We start from the raw sequence: 19,397 nt of genomic DNA on the forward strand, positions 1-19,397 counted from the left end.
ACGGATCTCATCCACGCTGGCAAAGTGATGCTGATAGTGTTGAGGATATTGCATGATGTCGCTCCATAATTTAGGAAACGTTCGTTTCCATATTAGCTAAAAAATTTAGTCGAGGATTTTCAGGGCCAGCGGGATAACGCTCTCATCGGGTCGGGTGGCAGCCACTTTACCGGCCACCCGCATTCCCAGCACAATGCATAACAGCAGCGAGGCGGTCGCTTCAGCACTCAGTGCTGCATTGATCGAACCATCCTGCTGCCCCAGAACGATAAGCTGCCGCAGATTCTGCTGATTGCGCGTCAGCGCGTCACTGACCGCATCGGCCAGATCGTCATCCAGCGTCTGCAGTTCAACGGCACTGCCGGCAACCAGACAGCCGCGTTCGCCTTCAATATCACGTACTGATTCCACATAAAATTGCAGCAGTGCTGCCAGCCTGGCGCGACCGTTTTCACACTGCGCCAGCCGCTCGCTTAGCGCGGCGTTGCGTAATGAGAGGTAGCGTGCAAACACCTGCGCGAACAGCGAGCGTTTATCCGTGAACGCTTTATAAATGCTGCCGGTGGTGAGCTGCATCGCGCGGCTGAGATCGCCTATCGAGGTAGCGTGATACCCTTTTTCGCGGAAGATCTGCATCGCGCTGTCCAACACCGCATCAGTCTCAAATTCTCGCGGCCGGCCCCGCTCTTTCACCGGATGATGATGGCCCATCGCCTTACCTTTAGGAAATGATCATTTCCTTAAAAATAAACCATCTTCCTCAGAATAAAAAGGGCTGGCTTCCTGAATTTATCAACAGCCAGAACGGAAACCGTCACGCCTGCCGGATACACTGCCGTCTGACCTGACGCAAAGCACCGTCATCTGCCGCTCATCTATACTGCAAACTATCCTCAATCAAGGAGCGCCCTCATGGAACTGAGCTGGTTCACTCTCTGGCCGCCTCTGGCCCGCGTACTTTTTGTTCTCGCCTCACTCACTATCATTCTCAGCGGTTTGTATCTGGCCGCGCCGTGGATTAACCAGGTCCTGCTGGCGATGCTGTTATCGATCATGCTCGATCCGCTGATTAGCTGGCTGGAGAGGAGACGCATACCGCGCATTCTGTCGACCTTACTGGTCATTATTCTGATGCTGATGGTGGTGGTATTTACCATCATTAAACTGACGGTGCTGACCCCCGATCTGATGCAGCTCAGCCGTCAGGCACCGCTGCTGCTGGCAGCCCGGCTGGAACAGCTCACGCTGGTGTTCGCCCGGCTGGATATCGGCATGACGCCCGACCAGCTATTAACCTTTATCGATGCCGGTGCCGTGGTGCGGATTGTCACCGCTTTTCTGACGCAGATCCCCGGCGTTATCTCCTGGTGGATCATGGTTTTTCTGATGCTGCTGTTTATGTTGTATGAATTACCGTTGCTGAAACGCGCGCTTCAGCAGCGGGTAGCCGGAAAGCATCAGGCGATTTATCAGGCGTTGCAGGAAGGGATACTGAGCGTGATTGTTTATGCCCGCGTCAAAACCCTGACCAGCCTGCTGGGCGCGCTTATTGTCGGAACCGGCGCGCAATTGCTGGGTCTGAAATTTGCCTTTTTCTGGGGCGTGCTGATGTTTGTCTTTAACTATGTGCCGGTGCTGGGCTCGTTTCTGGCGGCGATCCCGCCGGTGATCCAGAGTTACATACTGTTTGATCTGCAGATGGCGCTGGCGGTGGCCGGCTTCTTTATGGTGCTGAATCTCTGTCTGAGTTCAGTCATTGAACCGCTGCTGATTGGAAGGCGGCTTGATATGTCCTTAACCAGCCAGCTGCTGGCGTTTCTGTTCTGGCAGGCACTGTTGGGCATAACCGGGGCAATACTGGCGATACCGTTAACCTATCTGATCAAAAAAGTCCTGCTGGCGGGCTATCCGCAACAGCAGGACTCACAGACAACATTAACGCAGTGAGGCGGCTTTATTACGCCATGAACGGGTCAGGCGTTTTTCAATCTCGACCACGATGAAGATCGCCATACTGACAATCAGGGAGATCAGCCAGTAGTTGATCGGCAGCGGACGGGTGCCAAACAGCGTATTCATCAGCGGCACATAGATAATAATCGCCTGCAGCACGATCAGTACCAGCGTCACCAGCCAGATACCGCGGTTTTTCAGCAGACCGCGATCCAGTGAGAAGCCATCAGCGTTACGGCAGTTGAGCATATAGGCCCACTGTGCGGTAACCAGCATCTGCAGCAGCACGGTGCGGATAAATTCCGCACTGTAGCCACGCGGTTGCAGCCAGGCTTCCAGCACGAAGGCGCTGATGGAGATCAGCAGGCCGACAAACACCACGCGCCAGATGGCGTAACCATCCATGACGTGCGCTTTCACATTGCGCGGCGGACGCCGCATGGCATTCGCTTCCGCTGGTTCAAATGCCAGACCAAACGACAGCGTGGCAGAGGTCGCCATGTTCATCCACAAAATCTGCACCGGCGTTAGCGGCAGCAGGTTACCCATCAGGATGGCGATAATAATCAGCAAGCCCTGCGCCAGGTTAGTCGGCATGATGAACAGAATGGTCTTCTTGAGGTTGTCGTAAACCCGACGTCCCTCTTTTACCGCAGCGGCGATAGTGGCAAAGTTGTCGTCAGCCAGGATCATGTCTGCCGCTTCTTTTGTCACTTCGGTGCCTTTAATCCCCATCGCAATACCGACGTTAGCCTGTTTCAGCGCCGGCGCATCGTTGACGCCGTCGCCGGTCATACCGACGATTTCGCCACTGGCTTCCAGCGCTTTTACCAGCCGCAGTTTATGTTCCGGGCTGGTACGGGCGAAGATATCGTAAGTTTTCGCCGCCTCAGCCAGCTCGGCATCGTTCATGTGTTCCAGCTGATAACCGGTGATGGCGGCCTGGCTGTTGCCGATACCCAGCATCTGACCGATCGCCATCGCGGTTTCCTGATGGTCACCGGTGATCATTTTGACGCGAATACCCGCCTGCTGGCACTCATCGATGGCCGCGATCGCTTCAGGGCGCGGCGGGTCCATCATGCAGGCAAGCCCCAGCAGCACCATGTCATGCTTCAGCTCATCATGATCGAGCGAGGTAACCGGCGCAGCGGTTTTCTTCCAGGCCGCGGCCACGGTGCGTAATCCTTCACTGGCGTAAGTCGTGATGGCTGCGTCCCAGTAAGCACGGTCAATCGGCTCGACGCCTTCCGGCGTTTGCTGCTGCTGACACAGATTCAGCAGCACATCGGGCGCGCCGGTCAGCAGCACATAGGATTCACCGCCAGCCACACAGCTGACCGACATATATTTATACAGGGAGTCGAACGGCAGTTTGCTGACTACCTCAACCGGCACGGCGCTGGTCATCCCCTTCGCCGCCAGCACTTTCAGCGCACCTTCGGTCGGGCCACCGACAATGGTCCAGTGTCCCTGATTGTCCTGACGAAGCTGACTTTCATTGCAGGTGTCTACCGCGTGCAGGAACTGTTGAAACAGCGGGTCCTGCGCCGCATTCGCGCCGTCGCCTGCAGCCTGCTCGGCAACAATCTCCCCTTTCGGTTCATAACTGTTGCCGCTGACGCGCCAGCGGCTTTTCGCCAGCACCACCGCTTTTACCGTCATCTCGTTCATCGTCAGCGTGCCGGTTTTATCCGAGCAGATCACGGACATCGCACCCAGCGTTTCAACGGTAGGCAGCTTGCGGATAATCGCCTGGGTACGCGCCATGGACTGCACGCCCAGCGACAGGATGATGGAAATAATAGCGGGCAACCCTTCCGGAACCGCAGCAACCGCCAGGCTGATAACCGACAGCGACAGTTCGCCCAGCGGAATATCGCGCAGCAGGTAGCCAAAAATGAACAGCGCCACCATCATCAGCAGGATGATGAAGAAGATCGCTTTCCCCAGCTTGTCGATCTGCACCAGCAGCGGCGTTTTCACCTCTTTAATGCCGCTGATCATCTCATTGATATGGCCGAGTTCGGTATCTCCTCCGCTGGCAATGACCACGCCCGCCGCAGTGCCTGAACTGACGGTGGTGCCTGAAAAGGCCAGATTCAGGCGATCGCCCAGCGATTTTTCGCCGCTCAGCGTATCGACACTTTTCGATACCACCGTCGACTCACCGGTCAGAATCGCCTCTTCAACCCGCAGATTGTTGACTTCGAACAGCCGCAAATCAGCCGGAATCTTATCGCCGGGCCGTAGCATCACCACATCGCCAATCACGATATCCCGCGTCGGCACGGTGACCTGCTTTCCATCACGCACCAGCATCGCCTCATTCGCCAGCATGTTCTGGATGCTTTTCAAAGATTTCTCGGCGTTGCTTTCCTGGATAAAACCGATGAGCGCATTGATGACAGCAACGCCGAGAATGACAAAGGTATCCACCCAGTGGCCCATGATCGCCGTGATCACCGCCGCTGCCAGCAGGATATAAATCAGTACATCTTTGAAATGCGCGATAAATTTTATCAGCGCCGATTTTTCCGCTTTTTGTGGCAGTGCGTTCGGACCATATTTCTTTAGCCGCTCCTGAGCGGTAGCGGAGGTTAATCCCGCTGAGGAACTTTGCAGGTCAGTAAATATCTCTGTCACACTACGCTGATACCAGGTACGCTCTGATAAAGCCGGCGCTTTATCCTGTTTTTCGTTGTTTAGCATATATAAACCCCGTGCCATTAAGCGATGAATTAAACGCGAAATTTAAAAAAATGCATTTTGCGGGATACGATACCCACAGGTAATGACCGACATCATTTTTCAGCAAAAAAGGTATGGTGGATGACAGGAAATGGCTAAATTAAATTTAACCTATATTATCAGAATGACAACGTTGTTTTTGTTTAACTCAGGTTTATACCTGTTCGTGCACTCTGCACCGTTTCAGATCGTGGCAGACAAAAGGAAACATTGATGAAAAAACAGAGCATTATCGTGCTTTGCGGTTTCGTTATTCTCGCGGTTGCCGCGACCACGCTGGTGGGGCTATTGACCTGGCTGGTCGTCTCGCAAATGGCAAACTAATAGGTAACAAACGAAGCGGCACTGCCGTCTGGCTAAAAATATTTTGAGTGCGTTAAACTTATTTTTAAATCGGTGGCGATAAGCATCAGGTAACTTTATTCCTCAACGCTTATTAAACCGCGGCTAAAATAGCTGATGTTAAGGCGAAGAAAATGATCAAACACAAAGTTATTTCCGTTTTGCTCTGTTGTGTTTTTATGACAGCGTGTGACGAGAAAAAAGAGCCTGATGCGCCACCTCCGCGCGTAATTAAAGTTTTCACCCTGGAAAGCAATCACGCCGAAAATATCCGTGTTTTTCCTGCGCGTATTCAGGCCGGTGACAACACCGATCTGGCTTTTAAGCGCGCAGGCCAGTTGGTTACGCTGGATATTCGTGACGGAACAACAGTAAAAGCGGGACAGACTCTCGCGACCCTCAACGACGCCGAGGCGCAGTTACGGGTGCGTGACCGCCAGACCAGCCTGCAACTGGCGGAACGTCAGTACCAGCGATTCCGCACGCTGGCACAGCGCAGTGCGGTTTCAAAGTCAGAGATGGATATCCAGACCGCCAATCGCGATGCGGCGGCAACGGCGTTAAAACTTGCCAGAGAAGAGTTACAGTTCCTCACGCTACGTGCTCCGTTTGATGGTGTGATCGCGCAGGTTCAGGTGCGGAATCATCAGGTGGTCGCGGCAGGTCAGCCTGTGGCGCTGCTGACTCGCGCAGACCTGCTGGATGTGATCTTTACCCTGCCAGAAACCCTGTTTGCCAGTCTGGATATCCAGAACATCCATTACCAGCCCGAAGTCCAGTTTAATGCGCTGCCGGGACGCGTCTTTAAGGCGCAATATAAGGAACACACCAGCCAGACCAACGCCGCCACGCTGACCTATCAGGTGGTGCTGACCATGCCGCGGCCGACAGATTTACCCGGCGTGGCGGGGCTGAGCGGCTCGGTGCGCGTCCAGTTGCACAATCTCCCCAACGCACCTGCCCAGCCTCGTCTGGTGGTGCCTGCCGCCGCCGTGTTTAATCCCAATCACAGCCCGACTAATCAGCCGCACGTCTGGCTGGTGGAACAACAGGGCGATGTGCTGCGGGTCAAAGATCGTCAGGTTGAGGTCGGCAGGCTGAGTGCGCAAGGTGTTGAGATTGTCAGCGGACTGCAGCCGGGTGATCGGATTGTCGCCGCCGGAGTTGGCGAACTGCGTGACGGTGAAGCGGTACGCATCTGGCAGCGCGAGCGGGGGTTATAATGCGTATTCAGCAGCATTTCCTCGATAAGCCGATCCGCTACTGGATGGTCATTCTGCTGCTGGGCGTGGGCGGAATTTATGCCCTGCTCAATATCGGACGACTGGAAGATCCGCTATTTACCATCAAATCCGCGGTAATAGTGACCGCCTATCCCGGTGCCTCGGCGCAGCAGGTTGAGGAAGAGGTCACCCTGCCGCTGGAAAACGCCCTGCAACGTCTGCCTTCGCTGGATAATGTCAGTTCCATATCTGCAAATGGCCTGTCGCAGATCACCGTCAATATCCATACCCGTTATCTCGCCGATCAGCTACCCCAGATCTGGGACGAACTGCGTCGTCGGGTGGATGATGCAGCCCGCCAGTTTCCTCCGGGCGTTCAGGCACCGCTGGTGAATGACGATTTCGGTGATGTTTATGGCTACTTCTTTGTCATCCACGGCAAAGACTTCACCAACAGCGAACTGCGTAACTATGCCGATCAGCTGCGACGCGATCTGGTGCTGGTGCCTGGCGTGGCAAAAGTCGCGGTGGCGGGCGTTGAGCAGGAAGAGATACGCATTGCGCTCTCGGCCAGCAAAATGACCGCCTACGGCATGACACCGCAGCGGGTGGCCGATCTGCTCAGCCGCCACAACAGCGTGGCCAATGCCGGTAGCGTGCGGGTGGACAGTGAATCGATCCGTTTCCATCCCACTGGCGAACTGCAGACGCTTGAGGATCTGGCCAGCCTGCCGATTCTGCCCGCCGGCAGCCCGCAAAATGTTCATCTGCGCGACATCGCAACCCTGACGCGCGGCGTCACCGATAATCCGGCCAACCTCTACTTTGCCGATGGCGAAGCGGCCCTGGCTATCGGCGTCTCGTTTGCGCCTGGCGTTAACGTGATTGACGTGGGCGATGCGCTTTCAAACAAGCTGGCACGCTATCAGCAGGAGACGCCTGCGGGCATCAGCCTTAACGTGTTCTATAACCAGGCCCATGAGGTTAAGCAGTCGGTCGATGGCTTCATCCTTAACTTCCTGATGGCCCTGGCGATAGTGGTGGGTACGCTGCTGTTGTTTATGGGGCTGCGCAGCGGGCTGGTGATTGCCGCCTCGCTGGCACTCAACGTGCTGGGTACGCTGCTGATCATGGATCTGTTCAGCCTGGAGCTGCAGCGAATATCATTGGGAGCGTTAATTATTTCGCTGAGTATGCTGGTCGATAACGCCATCGTGGTGGTTGAAGGAGTCAAAATTGATCACCAGCGCGGCCAGCCGTTGCAGCAGGCGATGACCCGGATGATCCGGCGAAGCGCCCTGCCGCTGCTGGGCGCTACCGTGATTGCCATCATCGCCTTTGCCCCGATCGGCCTGTCGCAGGACTCCACCGGTGAGTATTGTAAATCACTGTTCCAGGTGTTGCTGATTTCGCTGATGCTGAGCTGGGTTACCGCCCTGACCTTAACGCCGGTGTTTATCCGCTGGAGCGAGCAGCGCCAGCCAACCCGTCAGCCAGAGCAGCAAGAGGCGCCCTATCAGGGCATCGTTTTCCGGCTTTACCGTCAGGCGCTGAGTGGATTACTGCGTTTCCGGCTGACCACGCTGACGGTCATGGTGGCGTTGCTGGCACTGTCACTGTATGGCTTCGGTTTGGTGAAACAGAACTTCTTCCCCTCTTCCAGCACGCCGATCTTTTTTACCGATCTCTGGCTGCCCTACGGCACCGATATCCACTACACCGCTGACACAGCCGCCTCTGTTGCGCGTTATATCAATCAGGACCCGGCCACAGAAGCGACGGTCACCACCGTCGGTCAGGGCGCGCTGCGCTTTACGCTGACCTATGATGGCGCCCGCCAGTACAGCAACTTTGCGCAGATCATGGTGCGGGTGAAAGATGCCCGTCAGCTCGATGCGCTAGTGCTGAAAACGGAAGCCTATATTCAGCAGCACTATCCGCAGGTCAATGAGCGGATTAAACGCATTCAGTTTGGCAGCGCCAGCGACAGCGCCATCGCCCTGCGCGTGATCGGCCCTGACCCGGAAAAACTGCGCCACATTGCCAGCCAGCTGGATGCCATTTTCCTTGCGGATGGCACCACGTTCCCGGTACGCAATGACTGGCAGGAACGCAGCAAAGTCATCCGGCCGCTCTATTCAGCGCTGCGCGGTCAGGAGCTGGGCATTGATAAACGCGACATCGATCAGGCCCTGAGAATGAATTTCAGCGGTGATGCGGTGGGGATTTTCCGTGACGGCTCCCGCCTGATGCCGGTGATGCTCTATCCCACAGATGAAGAGCGACAGGATATCGACCATATCGCCAATATTCAGCTCTGGAGCGCCGCACTACAGCACTTCGTTCCGCTTAGTAATGTGATCGCCGACTTTCGGCTGGAATGGGAAAATCCGTTGATTATGCGCCGCGATCGGATGCGGGTGCTGACGGTGCAAACCGATCCCGATCCCGCCTCTGGCCTGACCGCTGCACAGATTGTGGCGCGGGTGAAGCCGCAAATCGATCAACTTGCCTTACCGAGCGGCTACCGGCTTGAATGGGGCGGCGAGCTGGAGAGTTCGCGTGAAGCGCAGAGTGGTTTGCTGAGTTCGCTTCCGGTGGGATTCCTGGCCATGTTCGTGATTACCATTCTGATGTTCAACTCGCTGCGCGACGCGCTGGCGATCTGGATCACCGTGCCACTGGCACTGATCGGCGTGACCTTTGGCTTCTTAATGACCGGCATTCCGTTTGGCTTTATGGCGCTGATAGGGCTGCTCAGCCTGTCGGGAATGCTTATCCGCAACGGCATCGTGCTGGTGGAGGAGATTCGTCTGTTCCAGCAGGAAAAACCGCTGCAGCAGGCGATCATTGATGCCGCAACCTCACGTCTGCGCCCGATTCTGCTTACCGCCTTTACCACGGTGCTGGGCTTGCTGCCGCTGCTGCGCGACGTCTTCTTCCAGAGCATGGCAGTGGTGATCATCTTTGGTCTGGGCTTCGCCACCGTTTTAACCCTGCTGGTGCTGCCGGTGATCTATCGCTGCTTCCACGGGCGGGAGGCGAAAAATGAATAAAAGCGGGCTGGCGATGCTGAAGATGCTGGCCTGCATCACTGCCGTCTCCTTTTTTACTTTTTATCAGAGTTACGACAGCTACCACTACGACTCGGATCTGGCGCTGAACGTGCTGAGCTTCGTCTCAACCATCGCCACGCCGCTCTATTTTTTACTGAGCGGCTATATGGATGCGGGCGAGCAGCATACGTCAGCCTGGCAACTGGGCAAAATCCGCCGCATTTTGCTGATTTTCCTCTTCTGGTTTAGCTTTTTCTGGTTTGCCGGCCTGCACAAGAAGGGCTATTTAATCCAGCCGTGGTTTGTGATCGCGTTAATCTTCATCTATGCCTCACATCCGCTGATCGACCGGCTGATCCGTACGCCTGGCAAGATGGCGCTGGGGATACTGCTGCTGCTGATCTTTGCCTTTGTCTACGATCTGATGGCCAGTCTCTACCCCAATCAGCGGGCGTTTTCACTGTTGCCGCAATACCGCATCTGGACCTGGGTGCTTTACTACCTGTCAGGACGGCTGATGGCGGCACCACAGGTGATACGCCTGCTGATGTCGCACCGCGTGATCAAAAGCAGCCTGCTGTTACTGCCCGCGGTCTGGCTGTTCACCTGGCTCTATGAGCGCTACTACTTCATCGCCCGTTTTTTTGCCACCAGCAATGAGGTCGTGCTCACCGGCTCGCAGGTTTACCTGCTGGTGCTGCTGATTGTGATCAGCATTAATGCCATCAGGCTGCCGGAAAACAGGCCGTGGATAACCTCATTTCTGACCACGCTGGGCAAAACCATGACCGGCGTTTACATCCTGCACTATCTGATCTTCAATCTGCTGGCATTGGCCATCAGGATTCAGACGCTGGGCGATAAACTGCTGGTGATCGCCCTGACGCTGCTGTTTTCGATGGTCATCTCACTGCTGATGCTGCGTATTCCCGGCGTTAGTAAACTGATCAGCCTGTAACCGAGCCGCCGCCTGTTCGGTAGCCTGACGACGCGTGGCGATAAAGGCTGCCATGCCCGCTCTCGCCTGTTCCACCTCTTCGGCCGGAGCGGTCCGGGGCGAACCACTGTTGAATGGTGGCGCCGGATCGTACTCCATCTGGAGCTGAATCGCCCTGGCAACGGCATCGCCACACAGTTCCGCCACCAGCGTCAGGGCAAAGTCGATACCGGAGGTCACGCCCGCGCCGGTAATGCGGTTCCGATCGCGTACCACCCGCTGGCTGACCGGTTCGGCACCCAGCAAAGCCAGCTGATCAATCGAACCCCAGTGCGACGTGGCGCGGTAACCCTGCAATAGTCCGGCTGCGCCCAGCACCAGCGAGCCGGTGCAAACTGACGTCACGCGCTGAGCCTGACTGGCCTGCTGACGCAGAAAGTTCAGCGTTTCACTGTCTGACATCAGCGCAATCTGTCCCGGACCGCCAGGCACGAAGATCACATCCAGCGGCGGGCAGGCATCGAACGTCACGGTGGGTAAAATCGATAAGCCGCGATCGGAGCGAACCGGCTGCAAATCTTTCCAGATCAGATGACAGGCAAACTGCGGCGTGCGGGCAAAAACTTCCCACGGACCGGTTAAGTCCAGTTGGGTGACATCAGGAAACAGCAACAGACCAATCTGTAGCGGGCAGCTCATAAAAGGCTTCCTCCGGGTATAAACAAACATCATGCGCAGGTTAGCCGGCGGTGATCAACCTTTTGAACCGGAGACGATTTTTAACGTATCCGCCAGCGAGGACGGCAGGATCTGACCGTGGCTTAGCCCGGCATAATGGGTCAGATGCAGCGTAGCACCGGTCTGGCGCAGAACAGGTATCAGCTCAGCCTCTTCCTGTTGCAGGTCATCAGAATGCCCGGCGCGCCGCTCGGTGACGCCGTCGCTCTCCATCAGGTAGAGAGATAATGGCTGCAGTGAATGGGGATCGGCACGCCGTGCCAGTTCGATGATGCGTTGATCGTTCCAGCCCAGCGACGGAGCGGCCGCAAAGTAATGGCTGAACCAGGCGGCCTGGTAAAAGGTATCCAGCACGAACAGACCGCCGTAGGAGTGGCCCCATAAGCCGCGCTGATGGGGATCGCTGGCTGCCTGTGCTTCAACCCAGGGTACGATGCTGTTCAGCAGCAGCTGTCGAAACAGATGGCTGCCGCCGCCCTTGCGACCCTGCGGCATGTTGACTATCGGGTCTGGCGCGTCGTCAGGTGGCGTGTAATCGTAGCTGCGCGCCACCACGTCAAATGGCAGATTGCTGTCATAACCCACCGCCACCAGCACCGGTGACGAGCCACGGCGTAATTGTTTAAGCTGGCTTTCCGTCAGCTGCGCCATCGCCGCGTTACCGTCCAGCATATAGAGCACCGGATAGCCTGAGGAAGGAGCCGCCATTTTCGGAATACCGAGCCAGACCCGGTAATGTCGCTTGCCGTCCTGCGAGTCAAAGGTTCTGCTCTCAAAGCGATACCAAGCCGAGCCTTTGTCGGCGATATTTTCGCCCAGAGGGCGCAGATCGGGGCGCGCAGTGGCGGGATTCACCGTGAAAACGCTCGCCATCGCGAGCAGCAGCGGCAGGACATAACCCCGGAAGGTTCGGGCTGTATTCATTCAGCAACGCCTGTTCAGTGTTGAGTAAAACTTAACTGACCGGCATCCTAACAAATATCCACCGCGAAAAAATCCCGCGTTTGATAGGGTTATCGCGGTCAGGGTAGACCAAAGTAGCGCAGCAACGCGGTCATCAGCGCCGCACCGAGAATAATGATAATCAGCGGTGCACGACGCCACGCCAGCAACAGCGCAAATCCGACACCCAGCACCCGCGCCATACCGGAAAAATGCTGACCTTCGAACAGTGTGGTGGTGGCAGCGACGGCGAACAGCAGCATGGTGGCAGCGTCTGACAGCATCTGCTGGCTGCGCTCACTGAGCGGTAAGCGATTTCCCAGCCTGACACCGGCGAAGCGCATCAGCCAGGTTCCGGCCGCCAGCAGGGCAATTCCGGCAACGATCATCGTCTGGTGGCTCATTTGCGCGATCTCCATGCCAGCAGGCCGAGCAGCGAGAACAGCACCGGCATTCCCGCCGGGACCAGCGGTGTCGCCAGTAGCGACAGTGAAGCGCCCAGCATGGCGGGAATACGGGTGCGGCGCTGACGCAGCGCCGGAAAAATCAGGGCAATCAGGATGGCAGGAAACACCGCATCCAGCCCGATGACTGAGGTATCGGGAATAAACTGACCGATGGCCGCTCCGGTCATCACGCTGATCGGCCATATTAAACCGATCCCGATGCCGCACAGCCAGTAGGCGATGCGGCGCTGCGCCAGTTTTGGCTGTGAAATACCAAACACCACACTTTCATCATTCATGATATGGCAGCCCAGCAAGCCGACCGGACCGCGTCCTGCCAGATCTTTGACTGCGATACCAAAGGGCAAATGGCGGGCATTGACCAGCAGGCCCGCCGCGGCGGCGGTAAACGGACTGCCACCGCCCGCCACGATACCGATAAATAAAAACTCTGACGCTCCCGCCAGTACCAGCGTGGAGAGCGCCAGCGGTACCCACAGCGGAAAACCGTCGGCGGTTGCCAGCGAACCGTAGGATAAACCCACAATGCCATCCGCCAGACAGACCAGAAAAATGGCCTTCACCACCCCTTTGTCCAGCAATTTTATTTGTGAAAACAGCATGACCTGATCTCATAATGAACGAATTACCCATTATAATGAACACCGACAGATGCATTTACAAGTCGAACATTACGTTCGTTATAAAAAACGATCAGGAAAATGGAGTTCATTTGAATACCCCTATCAGCATCATCGCTAACGCGCTGGTCCGTGAACGTCAGCGGGCCGGTTTATCACTGGCGGAAGTGGCTCGCCGCGCGGGTATCGCCAAATCCACCCTGTCGCAGCTGGAAGCGGGCAATGGTAATCCCGGCATCGAAACGCTGTGGTCACTGTGCGTAGCCCTGAATATTCCCTTTTCACGCCTGATGGAACCGGAAGCCCGCCGTATGCAGGTGATTCGCCGGGGTGAAGGGCCAACGGTAACCGCCGATTTAGCCGATTATCAGGCGGTGTTGCTGGCGACCTGCCCGCCAGGCGCCCGACGGGACCTCTATCTGTTGCAGGTTCAGCCCGGCAGCGATCGCTGTTCTCAGCCGCACTCCCCTAACACCAACGAGCACATCATCGTGGCTAAGGGCCGGGCGCTCGTCGGTCCGGTCGATTCCCCGGTCGAACTGAATGTGGGCGACTACATCACTTACCCGGGCGATGAGCCGCATATTTTCCGGGCGCTGGAAGCAGATACTCTGGCGTTACTGGTGATGGAGCACCTCTGACGGAGGTTTAGCCATTTTTTGCCACGTCGCCTCAGGTGTGAGGTGATGCACCAGCTGAACCTCGCTGTTAAGTTCAATTGCCGGATAGTGTCCGCAGTACGTCACTCGCGCATTACCCTATGACTAAAATCGATTTTTTATAACCATCCACTTTCAATTATGACTGAATATAGTTATATTTAAGCCTGATTCAGTCTTTTCTTTAATCACATGGAAGGGTGAGAGATGCCAGAAATTAACTGGACAAAAAAGGCATCGAAACAACTTTCAGCGCTACCTAAAAAAGAGGGTGATGCCATTGAGGACGCGGTGGAAGAGCTCGCGAAATGGCCTGAAATTCCACATTTGAAAGTTGAAAAGCTGACCGACGACAAGGAGAAGCGAATGAAGCTGGTGGTAGGTAACTATCGTGTTCTCTGGAAGATTGAAAAAGGTCAGCCCGTGGTGATTGATATTCTGGAAGTACTGAGAAGAACATCGACGACCTACAAAAAGCGCTGACAGGATGGTGAAGAGAAACCGCCTTGCCGATCTCTTCATTTTGTTCTCTGCAGACAAAAACACGCGACAGTAATATCCAGTGGATGACCAGAATACCGGGCTTGCCGCTACCGTATAGGAGTAAGCACTCATGTCAGTTATACAGTTTCTCACCGACGACCGCGGGAATCGTACCAGTGCCGTTATCCCTATCGAGCTATTCAACAAATTAATGGCCGAAAGCCATTTATCAGAAGAAGCGTTTGAGCCTGTTCCATACCAGGCTGGGCCTGACGATGATGAAACAATTCCTCATGAGGTTCTGAAAATCAGTCGCAGACAGTCTGTTCCTTTGCATGTTGCCTGGCGCTTACACCGCAAAATGTCACAGGAAGACGTTGCAACTGCGTTGGGAATAACTCAGGCCGGCGTTTCTAAATTAGAATCAAGGAAAAAACCGCAAAAACAAACACTTGAAAAATTAGCCACTTTATATCAATGCAGAACAACACAACTTTATATTGATTGAATTAGCGCCTTATTCACCCGCGATTTCGCGGGTTTTTTATTGCTGAAACAAAATCGGGTGCGGTAAATGGTGCCTTTGCCGCTGTTTTGCATCAGCCTGTAAAATCTATCTGATCGCCTTTATGTGATGAGGAACTCAAATTTGCGCAGGTTGCGAAAGGCTTCACGCGCACTCTGGCTCTGCCGTTATCAGGCGATCTCATAGTCGATAGAAGCCATGCGCGAGAAGCAGATACTCTGGCGTTACGGGTGATGGAGCACCTCTGACGCAGATTTAGCCATTTTTTGCCGCGTCGCCTCAGGTGTGAGGTGATGCACCAGCTGAACCTCGCTGTTAAGTTCAATTGCCGGATAGTGTTCACGCATTCCGGCCAGCAGTACCTCATCCGGCCACTCTGCCTGTTTTCCCAGCCTCTCCGCTGCCGCACTGAGTGGCAGCGTCTCAACGCTCGTCACCCATACCACCAGCGTGTCGGCAGGGTTTTGCTGATTGTAGTAGCGAAGCGGACCGGGATGGATATCCCCTTCCTGCCAGCGCAGGGTATGCGTTTTTTCACCGTGTCGGACAGCGGGCAACAGGCGCGGAACAATGGAGAGTTGTTGCATTTTGGCTCCCGGTTAAGTTAATCCTTTCTATCCAGCCTGAATGAACAGGTCACCTGAATCAAACCATCGACAGCTATCGGCGACGCCCGCTGCATCGATCAATTCCGGAGAAAACTGACTATGCCTCAAAAGACTGTGCGACAACACACTGCACCACAACGTATTGCCGTGATCGGTGCCGGCGTGCTGGGCTTAGCGGTTGCGCGATCGCTGGCCAGCCAGGGCGCGCAGGTCACGGTTTTTGACAAACGCTACCCCGGAAGCGGCACCAGCCAGATCAGCTACGGCTGGGTCAATGCTAACGGCAAAGATCCCGCCAGTTATCACCGGCTCAACGCAGCGGCGATTGACGAGCATAAGCGCTGGCAGGCAGAGCATCCTGCGCCTGCGCCCTGGCTGCTGGAAACCGGCACGCTGGAGTGGGCGGCGCATCCGGCCATTCATCGCCAGCTGGAACAGCGCGTGGCTAAGCTCAGGGCGCTCGGCTACCCGGCAGAAAGCTGGGATCGCGCCAGGCTGCAGGCTGCTTTGCCGGAGCTGCGGCCCGATCCCCGGGTGCAGAATGCCTGGTTCTTCTCCTCTGAATGCCTGCTCTATCCCAGCCTGTTCATTGCCCGGATGCTGGCCGATCTGCGGACGCTGGGCGCTAAACTGGTCTGCCATGACGAAGTGACCACACTGTCCACCTCCGATCAGGGTGTTGATCTGACGCTTGCCAGTGGCGAGCGCTGGCAGGGCGATCAGCTGGTGCTGGCGACCGGCCGCTGGTCCGCCGAACTGCTGGCGCAGTGCGGTTTTGAACTGGCGATGACCGAAGCTAACCGGGCCAACCCTGCCGCCTGTAGCTTTCTGGCTTATACACAGCCGCTGCCGATTCAGCTCAGCAGCAATATTATTACGCCGGAGCTGAATGTCCGGCCCGATGGCGGCGGCCGCCTGATGCTGCAGGCGCTGGATCTGGATCAGCATGCCGATCCGGCGCGTCCGGTGGCGGTGGATGGGATGATCGGGAACGAAATGCTGCGGCGACTGCGCCGGTTGTTCGCTAACAGTCAGGATGCGCGCATCGAGCGGATTGAGGTGGGACAGCGATCCCGTCCGGCGGATGGCTTGCCGGCGATAGGATATGTCAGCGGGCTGGCGCGGGTTTATCTGATGGTCAGTCACAGCGGCATGACGCTGGCACCGCTACTCGGCAGGCTGGTCGCCGGGGAGATGTTAAGCGGCGCACGTCCGGCGATGCTGACTGACTTTGCACCGGATCGGTTAGTGCGCCCGCTTATTGAAGATGATAAAAACGCTGCGCCTGCTTATCTTCCGGCGGCGCAGTAAATCTTAGCGGCGATTTTTCCAGACGGTCTGAACGTTACAGAATTCATGCACGCCAAAGTGTGACAGTTCACGACCGTAGCCACTTTTCTTCACACCACCGATCGTCACTCGTGGATCGGAAGCGCCGTTGCCGTTGATAAATACGGCACCTACTTCCAGCTGCAACGCCAGCTGATCGGCGATCTCTTCATTGGCGGTCCAGACTGTTGCGCTTAATCCAAACTCACTGTCGTTGGCGATCGCCAGCGCATGTTGCGGGTCACGCGCCACGGCGATGGCCGCCACCGGTCCGAACAGCTCCTGCTGAAAAGCGGTCATCTCAGAGGTCACATCTGACAGGATGGTCGGCGCGTAGAAGTTGCCCTGCCCCGCCACCTTTTCGCCGCCCAGCACCAGACGAGCGCCTTCGCGCAGCGTGGCCTGTACCTGTTGATCCAGTTCATCACGCAGATCGGTACGGGCCATCGGACCCAGGAAAGTATTTTCATCCAGCGGATCGCCCATCGTTAAAGCCTGAACGGCCGCGGTGAAGCGCTTTTCGAACGCTTCAGCAACCGGCGCTTCCACGATAAAACGTTTCGCCGCCATGCAGACCTGTCCGGTGTTCTGAAAACGGCCAATCACTGCTGATTTGACGGCTTCATCCAGATCGGCATCCGCCAGCACGATAAAGGGATCGGAGCCGCCCAGTTCTAATACGGTTTTCTTGAGTGCTGCACCCGCCTGCGCAGCGATAGCCGCTCCGGCTCGTACGCTACCGGTTACCGCGACAGCCGCGATACGATCGTCTTTAATGGCGGCGGAGACGCCGTCGTTATCGACATTGATCAGGTTAAAACCACCCGCCGGCAGATCGGTGGCGTCAAACAGCTCAGCCATCAGCGTTGCGCTTCCCATGACGTTAGGCGCGTGTTTAAGCAGATAGGTGTTGCCTGCCAGCAGCATACTCACTGCGCCTCGCAGAACCTGCCACAGAGGGAAATTCCACGGCATTACTGCCAGGATCACGCCGAGCGGACGGAATCGCTGCCATGCATCCGCAACCTGAGTGGGCTGGTCAGCCAGCATTGCCGGTCCGTTTTCCGCGTACCAGTCACACAGATTGGCACATTTAAGCACTTCAGCTCGCGCCTGAGCGATCGGTTTACCCATTTCCAGGGTGATCATGCGCGACAGGTCCGGTTCGCGCAGACGGATCTGCTCGCCCAGTTGACGCAATACCTTAACCCGAAGATCCATCGCGCTGTGTCGCCACTGTGAAAAAGCGTCTGCACTGCGGCGCAACGCATTTTCCAGTTCACTGCTGTTCTGCAGCGGATAGCGGCCAATTTCTTCGCCTGTGGTGGGGTTACGAGAGATAGCATAGTCAGTCATGGCACCCTTTCCTTATTCAGTAGACAGTCACATCACCATACGCCCGGTAATTAGTGATGAAAAATGAATAATAGTGAGGAAGTTCTTTATTAATTGAGAACGATAAGTGTCGGGTCGTTTTCAGTGTGAGGTCATTGATCGTTGCTGTGGCAGCGATCTCGGTAATGATCCTGAGGATGTTCTCTGACGTGCATACTGATAAGAACCGTGAGAGGTTATCCACTTATACAGTGATTAGTTCCTATATAACGATCCTAAAGAGATCATATAGAGATCCTAAGAGATCCCCGATCGTCGCAGGCCGCACCCCACAAGGGCTGAAAGGGTGATCGCGTTCACTATAATCAGTAAAGTGTTCACTGTAATCAGTACTTTATTCACTGTACCAGGTAGAATGTTCACTATAAACAGTGCTAATGTTCACTGTAGTCAGAAAACGATCCCTTTCATCCACAGAATGAAGATCTCAAGCTATGGCAGATAAAGATAGTGAAAACAAAGCGTTACTAGAACCTTTTCTGTCGGTGACCAAAAACAGCGGTGAAGTTATTCAGCTTCATCCCAACAAGAATAATACGGTTCAGCCTGTTGCTTTAATGCGGCTCGGATTGTTTGTTCCGACGCTGAAATCGACAGCGCGCGGCAAATCCGGTGCCATGGCATCAACGGACGCCACCAAAGAGCTGAAGAATCTGTCGCTGGTTAAAGCTGAAGGGTATGAAAAGATTACCATCACCGGCGCGCGGCTGGATATGGATAACGATTTTAAAACCTGGGCTGGCATCATTCAGTCATTTTCACGTTATCCGACCAAAGGCGACACGGTGACGCTGCCGTTTATCGATTTTGTGAAAATGTGCGGCATCCCTTCAGCCAACTCTTCTGCCGCATTGCGTAAGCGTCTGGATGCTTCATTACGCCGCATTGCAACCAATACCTTATCCTTTGAAGGCAACGGAAAGGCGTATCATACCCACCTTGTGCAGTCGGCCTATTACGATCGCGAAAAGGATATCGTGCGTATCCAGGCGGACCCCAAGCTGTTTGAGCTCTATAATTTCGATCACAAAGTGTTATTGCAGCTCCGGGCGATATCACGGCTCAAGCGTAAAGAGTCTGCTCAGGCGCTCTATACTTTTCTTGAAAGCCTGCCGACTAATCCTGCACCTATCTCCCTTGCCCGCTTGCGGATGCGTCTGAACCTGGGTTCCAAGACCACCACTCAGAATCATGTGGTACGACGCGCAATGGAACAACTGAAAGAGATTGGCTATCTTGATTATTCTGAGGTGAAGCGTGGCCGCTCGGTCTTCTTCATCATCCATAGCCGTACCCCGAAACTTGATGGTATCAGCAATCTTGAGAGCATCGATTCGCTGGATGAGATTGAATTTGACGAGTAGCCTC

17 protein-coding genes are annotated in these 19,397 nt (G+C 55.5%); 9 read left to right on the top strand and 8 right to left on the bottom strand.

The features are described from left to right. Positions 1 to 105: 105 nt before the first annotated feature. Positions 106 to 711, bottom strand: coding sequence for a TetR/AcrR family transcriptional regulator (locus ACX3P5_RS20650; RefSeq protein WP_458969266.1), 606 nt, complete (start codon positions 709 to 711; stop codon positions 106 to 108). 201 nt (positions 712 to 912) lie between these two features. Between ACX3P5_RS20650 and ACX3P5_RS20655 the strand changes: the two genes are divergently transcribed. Further along, the gene (locus tag ACX3P5_RS20655) at positions 913 to 1,947 is read left to right on the top strand and encodes an AI-2E family transporter (protein ID WP_458969267.1); all 1,035 of its coding nucleotides are present in this window, start codon (positions 913 to 915) and stop codon (positions 1,945 to 1,947) included. Here ACX3P5_RS20655 and ACX3P5_RS20660 read toward each other — a convergent pair. Further along, a complete protein-coding gene (locus ACX3P5_RS20660) occupies positions 1,936 to 4,665 on the bottom strand; it encodes a cation-transporting P-type ATPase (protein WP_233988540.1) in 2,730 nt (909 codons plus the stop codon). The two genes, ACX3P5_RS20655 and ACX3P5_RS20660, sit on opposite strands and share 12 nt — an antisense overlap. 515 nt (positions 4,666 to 5,180) lie before the next feature. Between ACX3P5_RS20660 and ACX3P5_RS20665 the strand changes: the two genes are divergently transcribed. Genes ACX3P5_RS20665 through ACX3P5_RS20675 form a run of 3 tightly spaced genes read left to right on the top strand, consistent with a single transcriptional unit; the run spans position 5,181 to position 10,283 of the window. Further along, a complete protein-coding gene (locus tag ACX3P5_RS20665; protein WP_233988539.1) occupies positions 5,181 to 6,269 on the top strand; it encodes an efflux RND transporter periplasmic adaptor subunit in 1,089 nt (362 codons plus the stop codon). Then, on the top strand, positions 6,269 to 9,325 hold the full coding sequence (locus ACX3P5_RS20670; RefSeq protein WP_336756300.1) for an efflux RND transporter permease subunit: 3,057 nt from the start codon (positions 6,269 to 6,271) through the stop codon (positions 9,323 to 9,325). The genes ACX3P5_RS20665 and ACX3P5_RS20670 overlap by 1 nt, the downstream gene beginning before the upstream one ends. Beyond that, positions 9,318 to 10,283, top strand: coding sequence for an acyltransferase family protein (locus ACX3P5_RS20675; protein ID WP_336756302.1), 966 nt, complete (start codon positions 9,318 to 9,320; stop codon positions 10,281 to 10,283). Before ACX3P5_RS20670 ends, ACX3P5_RS20675 begins: the two co-directional genes overlap by 8 nt. Here the strand turns inward: ACX3P5_RS20675 and ACX3P5_RS20680 are convergent. From ACX3P5_RS20680 to ACX3P5_RS20695, 4 genes are all read right to left on the bottom strand, one after another. After that, entirely contained in the window at positions 10,233 to 10,961 is a 729-nt protein-coding gene (locus tag ACX3P5_RS20680) for a DJ-1/PfpI family protein (RefSeq protein WP_336756303.1), read from the bottom strand. The genes ACX3P5_RS20675 and ACX3P5_RS20680 overlap by 51 nt on opposite strands. A 54-nt stretch (positions 10,962 to 11,015) precedes the next feature. Further along, the gene (locus ACX3P5_RS20685; protein WP_458969268.1) at positions 11,016 to 11,924 is read right to left on the bottom strand and encodes an alpha/beta hydrolase; all 909 of its coding nucleotides are present in this window, start codon (positions 11,922 to 11,924) and stop codon (positions 11,016 to 11,018) included. 98 nt (positions 11,925 to 12,022) lie between these two features. Then, positions 12,023 to 12,346 (bottom strand): AzlD domain-containing protein, encoded by a 324-nt coding sequence (locus ACX3P5_RS20690; protein WP_458969269.1) that lies wholly within the window; start codon positions 12,344 to 12,346, stop codon positions 12,023 to 12,025. After that, complete coding sequence (locus ACX3P5_RS20695; protein ID WP_233988530.1) at positions 12,343 to 13,011, bottom strand: AzlC family ABC transporter permease; 669 nt, start codon at positions 13,009 to 13,011, stop codon at positions 12,343 to 12,345. Before ACX3P5_RS20695 ends, ACX3P5_RS20690 begins: the two co-directional genes overlap by 4 nt. 110 nt (positions 13,012 to 13,121) lie before the next feature. Here ACX3P5_RS20695 and ACX3P5_RS20700 point away from each other — a divergent pair, with 110 nt between their 5' ends. The 3 genes from ACX3P5_RS20700 (at position 13,122) to ACX3P5_RS20710 (ending at position 14,679) form a co-directional block, all read left to right on the top strand. Beyond that, positions 13,122 to 13,670 (top strand): helix-turn-helix domain-containing protein, encoded by a 549-nt coding sequence (locus tag ACX3P5_RS20700; RefSeq protein WP_233988529.1) that lies wholly within the window; start codon positions 13,122 to 13,124, stop codon positions 13,668 to 13,670. A 225-nt stretch (positions 13,671 to 13,895) separates the two neighbouring features. Further along, positions 13,896 to 14,171 carry a type II toxin-antitoxin system RelE family toxin gene (locus ACX3P5_RS20705; protein WP_233988528.1) on the top strand — a complete coding sequence of 92 codons (276 nt, stop codon included), beginning with the start codon at positions 13,896 to 13,898 and terminating at the stop codon, positions 14,169 to 14,171. A gap of 130 nt (positions 14,172 to 14,301) precedes the next feature. After that, positions 14,302 to 14,679 (top strand): helix-turn-helix domain-containing protein, encoded by a 378-nt coding sequence (locus ACX3P5_RS20710; RefSeq protein WP_233988527.1) that lies wholly within the window; start codon positions 14,302 to 14,304, stop codon positions 14,677 to 14,679. Positions 14,680 to 14,921: 242 nt separating this feature from the next. On the opposite strand, the gene ACX3P5_RS20715 is transcribed toward ACX3P5_RS20710, so the two are convergent. Further along, the gene (locus tag ACX3P5_RS20715; protein ID WP_458969270.1) at positions 14,922 to 15,284 is read right to left on the bottom strand and encodes a hypothetical protein; all 363 of its coding nucleotides are present in this window, start codon (positions 15,282 to 15,284) and stop codon (positions 14,922 to 14,924) included. Positions 15,285 to 15,404: 120 nt separating this feature from the next. On the opposite strand from ACX3P5_RS20715, the gene ACX3P5_RS20720 reads away from it, so the two are divergent. After that, positions 15,405 to 16,616, top strand: coding sequence for an NAD(P)/FAD-dependent oxidoreductase (locus ACX3P5_RS20720; RefSeq protein WP_458969271.1), 1,212 nt, complete (start codon positions 15,405 to 15,407; stop codon positions 16,614 to 16,616). Between the two features lie 3 nt (positions 16,617 to 16,619). On the opposite strand, the gene ACX3P5_RS20725 is transcribed toward ACX3P5_RS20720, so the two are convergent. After that, a complete protein-coding gene (locus tag ACX3P5_RS20725; protein WP_458969272.1) occupies positions 16,620 to 17,990 on the bottom strand; it encodes an aldehyde dehydrogenase family protein in 1,371 nt (456 codons plus the stop codon). A 473-nt stretch (positions 17,991 to 18,463) separates the two neighbouring features. Here ACX3P5_RS20725 and ACX3P5_RS20730 point away from each other — a divergent pair, with 473 nt between their 5' ends. Then, a complete protein-coding gene (locus ACX3P5_RS20730; RefSeq protein WP_233988520.1) occupies positions 18,464 to 19,393 on the top strand; it encodes a RepB family plasmid replication initiator protein in 930 nt (309 codons plus the stop codon). The last annotated feature ends 4 nt before the right edge of the window (positions 19,394 to 19,397 follow it).

The sequence above is a fragment of the Pantoea sp. S-LA4 genome (assembly GCF_054482835.1).